At 44.3% G+C, this 5922-nt stretch carries 3 protein-coding genes; all 3 read right to left on the reverse strand.

The genetic code is table 11. From position 1 onward, the window contains the following. Positions 1-14: 14 nt before the first annotated feature. From B0183_RS09465 to B0183_RS09475, 3 genes are read right to left on the reverse strand one after another with little or no spacing between them, the layout of a single operon-like run. A complete protein-coding gene (locus tag B0183_RS09465; RefSeq protein WP_131826772.1) occupies positions 15-1214 on the reverse strand; it encodes a hypothetical protein in 1200 nt (399 codons plus the stop codon). Between the two features lie 47 nt (positions 1215-1261). Further along, the gene (locus tag B0183_RS09470; RefSeq protein ID WP_078208718.1) at positions 1262-2347 is read right to left on the reverse strand and encodes a hypothetical protein; all 1086 of its coding nucleotides are present in this window, start codon (positions 2345-2347) and stop codon (positions 1262-1264) included. A 23-nt stretch (positions 2348-2370) separates the two neighbouring features. Continuing rightward, the gene (locus B0183_RS09475; RefSeq protein WP_078208719.1) at positions 2371-5613 is read right to left on the reverse strand and encodes a hypothetical protein; all 3243 of its coding nucleotides are present in this window, start codon (positions 5611-5613) and stop codon (positions 2371-2373) included. Positions 5614-5922 lie beyond the last annotated feature (309 nt).

Raw genomic sequence — 5922 nt, forward strand, 5'->3', positions numbered from 1 at the left:
AAAATTTTGCGAGTTTATATGCCTAGGTTGATTTTTGTTCCTGCACCAATCTGAGTATCCCACACAATTGTGCCTAAACCTGGTAAGATTTGACCTGTAGTCGGATCTTTACTGTAGTTTCTGATTTCTACAAGGTCATCGCCGGCACCCATATCTAAGGTTGAGCTTTGGAAGCGGTTCACAACAACATGGTCATTGCCATCTTTGAGCTGGATATTCGCACCTTGCTCAATTAATGCTGCTTTGATGAAATCGCTGTCTCTACCATCCAAAATGGTCGAGCTCTTAATATTTCCACGAGCCTGCATTGGTGAGTTGAAATAATGCCCTGGTTTGTAGGCGTAAGCTCCATTTGGTGCAATCACCACACGGTTATTACCATCGCCTAAGTCGATAGTTGAGCCCATGATTGCCCCGAAGTTTTCACCGGTAATACCCTCAACAATAATAGTATCATCACCTCTACCCATGTTTATGGTCGCATTTTCTATACGTCCACCGCCAGCTTGGTTTCGATGGTTGATTTGATTCGATAGGCGTTCCCAAGTTTGATCCATATTTTGAGAACTCCACTGACTTGAGTTTTTCGCATCTTTCGTGAAAATATCAATTTCACCGGTTTTCTTGTTGCGATATTCTTCAAAATACTCATTATCCGTACCGACCATCAGCAAGTCATCGCCCTCGCCCATATTCAGCCTAATGATATCCTTACCATCACGCTTATATTTCGTACCGAGGTCGTTACCGACTACAAGGGTATCATTGCCTTGTTGGAAGTCAAGGGTAAGCAGGTAGTTTTTCCCTGACTGCTCGTTTTGTTTACCGAGCGTCTCATGGATTAACACCGTGTCGTTTCTATTACTCCATTTATAGGTCGCTCCATCGCCATCTTGGCGTGTAGATTGAGGTCTTGAGTTTCCATAGCCACCCTCGCTTAGCTGTTTCAAGCCTGAGCTTGGGCTATTGCCCCAGTCTTGGTAAACGTCGTCGTTGCCTTTTATACCAAATATACCCGTCCAAGAGTTATAGCCTAGGCGTCCGGTGATGTTTTGAACGCCAGTTGTTACACCGTCGTAGTTCACTACATCCAAAGTCGTCTTCACGCTAGCATTGCCCTTAATAAAGCCTTCCATGTTGTAGGACTCAATTTTCACAGTGCTGTTGTCTTTAACTGTATTTGGAGCAAGGGTAACTTTGCCCTCATTAGTCAAATTAACACCCTCTGGAGCTTGACTAGACTGTTGTCCATCAACCTCTTTCAACGCCCAGTTATTGCTCTCTTTAGCATAAACAAGGGTTTTCTGTTTTCCTTTTTTTCATCGTAGTAAGTGACTTTGAATTTGCTGGTGTTTTCACCCACTTTCACAATCGCCCCGCCTCGATTTGCACTATCGATTTGAGCCGTTGGTTTAGTCGGTTGTGGTTGTAAAAACTCATCGCCTGCTTTACCTACAAGAATGTTGGTAATGCTATCGCTGGTAATATTGCTGACAGTTAGAGCTCCGTTGCCAATAGTCTGTACATTGTCATAGATAACTTTTTCGTCACCATCCACAATGTCATTACCATTACCATCGCCTAACTGCATAACATATTTTTCCCAACCATTATCATCTTTAATAAAGGCTATATTTTGCTCGCCTCCATCTTTGGTTGTCACCGTGAAGCTAATAAAATCAACACCAGCCTCTGGATTGATTTGTACTTGACCAATACCTGTGTTTTTAAAGGTTGTTGGTGTTTCATCTGCTGGAGTTATAGTTGTTGTATCATCTATAAACTCTGGTTGTGCCGGTGGCTGAGCTGGGGTTTCTGGCTCAGGTTCAACCGTAGGCGGTTTCGGTTGATTATTTGGATCCACCACATCCGGATTGCTCGGTGCTTTCGTGCTTTCATCGTTTTCTTTAACAATGGTATTACCGGAGCTATCCGTCGCCTCCACTTTAATTCCTGTGCCGTCTTTCACCGCCTCAGGTTTTAAGGTGATCTTACCGGTATCTTCATCAATTTCAGCTATTTCACTCGGCACATCGCCACTAAACGACCACTTATTCGTATTCGGATCTTTCACCGCGGTAATGGTCTCGTAGTTTTTCTCGCCTTCAGTACCGCTTGTACCATCGCTAGTGCCTGTCGCCCCCTCTTCAGGTTTAACCTCTTTCTCATAGCGAACTGTCAAGGTGTTATTATCACCGCCCGGTGTCACTTCCATACCGCCTTGTTGCTCACCCTCTGTAATAGGTTTAACTGTAGGCGTTTCCGCAGCATGTTCCGAACTATCTTTCTTCGGCGGAACTACAGGCTCTGTTGGAGTAGATTTGTTATTTTTGCCATCCGTTGCCACTGCTACAATACCATTGCCATCGCCTACAAGGGACCACCACTTGGGAAAGTGACTTTACCTGTAGCTGGATCAACTTTAGGAGCATCTCCCGTATTGGTGCCCTTACCTTGCCATTCCCATTGACCATTCTCTTTTTTCACCACCTTACCGATAGATTCACCGTTTGGTTTATCTTCCGATGTTGTACCATTGGTCGGTTTCTTAAAGAACTCCATCTCCTTAGTATCATCACCCGGTGTAAAGGTTGCTTTATCGCCGTCATTACCTGTGGTAATCGGATCTGCACGATCTGGCGTCATATCCTCTTGAACGGTATAGTCACCTGTAGTGATCGCGTTATTCTGATCATCCTTAGCATCAGCTTTCACCGTTTTACCAATCTGAGTTGCATCTTTCGGAATTGTCACCGCACCTGTAGTAGTATCGACAGTTACACCATTTGGTAAACTAATGGTTTCTCCGTTTTCAGTGGTTGTACCGACTGTATCGCCAGTTGTTGTACCATCTGTTCCAGTTATAGTCGTCCCCTCTTTCTTCACAACCCATTTTGTTGCGTCTTGAGGATATGCGGCAGTTCCTGTTTCTCCCTGACTCGCTGGCACTTTTTCCAATTTAATCGTCTGTGTTTGACCATTTTTATCGGTATAAGTCACCGTCATTTCCTTATTATCTTGACCCGGTTTTACCATCACATCACCCTTATTGGTTTGGGTAATTTCTGGCGAGTACACGGTTTTGTCTTTGATTCCTTTTGCATCTAAACCAGCATCAACGGTTTGTGAAATTCCCTCTTTACCCGTTGTCGGTTGCTTCATCGCATTAAAGCCCGTCGCAGATACTTGAGTGTTATCCTGCACCGCCTGAGGTTTTAAGGTAATCTCACCGCTTGTCTTATCAATGGTCGCCACATCTTCCGGTTCAGGCATCAGATTTTTCGGTGCATTATGTTCTTTACCATCAGTACCTGTAACTTTGGTGTTATAGTCCTGTTCCGTTGTGGTATAGAGTTTCCACTCACCATTTTCTTTCTTAGCAATCAACACCGCATTTTCGTTTTGAGGTGTTTGAGTTTGTGCAGCATCGCCAGTCGTTGCACCTGTTACTGGTGTAGAAGTAATGACTTTAGTCGTAGTCTGCTGCGTTGCACCAGCTTGACCATCAGCACCAGTTGCCGAAGTTGTCGGAGTAGTTTCCGTCACTGTCTTCGCAGAGCCTTGTTCTAAGGTGCCGTTTTGACCCTTAGTCACTGTCGGCGCATCGGTTTCCGTCGGAGTCTCATCATCCTTATGAGTAATAATCTTCGCGAGGTCGGTTCTCGTGCGTTTTTGACCGTTTTCATCCGTCGGAATTTGATTTTCTTCTAACGTATTACCACTGCTGTCTTTATTATCCACATAAGGCTCGCTTGAGGCTTTTTGTTGATCACCCACAGTCTTATAACCCACCGCTTCTGCTTCTGAGCCATCCTTCACTTTCTGACCTTTAACAATCACAGTACCGTCGTCTTTGATGATATAGTCACCCTCAGCAGGTTTTTTATCCTGTTCAGCCGGTTGCGTTGTATCCAATACCCACTTACCTTGCTCAAGATCTTTCTTCACAGCGATTTCTTTCGGCTGACCTTGATCATCTACATACTTCACAACCATTCTGTCATTATCGCCGCCTGGTTTCGCTACGATATCGCCTGCGTTTGGTTGGTCGCCTGAAACGCCGTTAACTGCCTCTGTTCTGCCCGCAGTGATTGTTGGCACGTCTGTGCGTTCTGGTGAATGAGTATCCTTAGCTGTTTGGTCTGTAGGCCCTTTGTTCAGTTCTTGAGTTGCTGCTTGCTCTGGTTTATTACCCGCAAAGTCCGTTGTGGTTGCTGAGAGCGTACCGCCAAATGGTGCTTTGTCACCGGTAACGATAGCAACTGTTTTACCATCAACTTGTTTTAAGGTAATTAAATTAGCATTATCACCTTCGACAACCCATTGCGAGCCATTGTGAGCTAATTTCACTTTCTTAGCTTGTTCAGAAGCACCATTTTCACCTTTTGGCGTTAAGGTAATTTCAACCTCTAACGCTTCCCCTTGAGCCGGTGTCGGAAGCACAACTTTCGCCCCACCAAAGCCTTCTACATACGGGGTAATGGTTGGGTTTTCTGGTGCTGTTGTTTCGGTGTGGTCATCTTTTTCACCTTTACGAGTAGCTGTTGCGTTGACTGTTTGAGGTGCGCTCGGTGCTTTACCCGTGCTGGTTGCTTCCAGAGTAATTGCTGTTGCAGGACTGTTTGTGCTGAAATTGAAATCTTTTAATTTCTCTTTTAGCTGACCATCTCGGATATTATTTGTATCAAAGGTAAACTCGCCGTTCTCAGATGCTACCGTAGTTGAACCAATCTCAACTTTTTCATTGTTGTACATTACATAAGCTTTAACTACCGCATCTTTTTCCGCTTTACCCGTGATAGTAAATTTCTCTGGTGTTGCGTTAGAGACGGTGTCTGTGTCAATCGCTTTAGTCAATGATACATCTCTCAACAGTGTCACTTCATCAAAGGCTGTGGTTACGTCTTGCCCTGCTGTCTCATTGCCCGCTAAATCAACAATTTTCACCTTAACTGGCGAGTTGTCTTTCACTTGATTTGCTGGGATTTCAGCACTGTTGCCAGTTGGATTTGCCACAACGTTTGTGTTATTTGAAGTCCAATTGTTATCGCTACCTTTAGTTAAAGTTACGATCACTTTTTCTTCTGAATTTTCAGGCGTAAATTCTAATACCACACGATCGCCCACCTGTGCATCGCTAGGTAATGCTACAGTTACAGCTCCACGTTTGTTGCCAGTTTGTTCTGCCGTAAGTGTTGGAGCCGTTGTCGGCGGAGTATTATCGCCTTCGTGTCCACCTGAATTTTCCACATCATTATTGCTATGTTTACCGACAGCAGGTGTTCCTACTTGAACAGCTGTAGACGGAATACTTGGTGCTTTCACTGGTGTTGTGCCATCAGTACCCACTTCTTGGACTGTTGCAACTAATTTATCCGTTGATGTAATGTTTTCAGGTGCTTTACTACTTGGATCTTTCGCTTTTTCAGTAATTGTAATGACTGCTTTGCCATTTTCACCAACAACGCCTTCACCAATTGGGGTGTTGAGCTCACCTTCTTTGTACACTTTCACAAGTGAACCTTTCGGTGCAGTTGTGGTTACAGTCACAATCGCTTTTTCAGGCTCATTATTCGCTGCTTCGCCATTGCTTACTACGTCAACTGCTTTCACCGTGATAGTTGGCTGCGCTGATTTTTCATCAAACGGAGCAACGACTTTAGTCGTATTGCTTTCTGCTGATGTTTTTCCTGATACATCAGTAGTTTGTGCTTTGACCTCGGTGTTGTCGGCTAATTTGTCTTTAAGAATCGTTACACTGACTTTGCCATTTTCAGTGGTTGGGTGAGTTTAAATGAATCTTTTTCATCTTGAACCCAGTTTCCACCAGTATAGGTGTAAGTCAATGTCGTCGGTGTACCCGCTGTTCCATCAGTATTTTCTGGGGTGTAGTTGATGGTGACTTTATCCCCTTCAACAATT

This window comes from Glaesserella parasuis (assembly GCF_002015085.1).
GTDB lineage: Bacteria > Pseudomonadota > Gammaproteobacteria > Enterobacterales > Pasteurellaceae > Glaesserella > Glaesserella parasuis.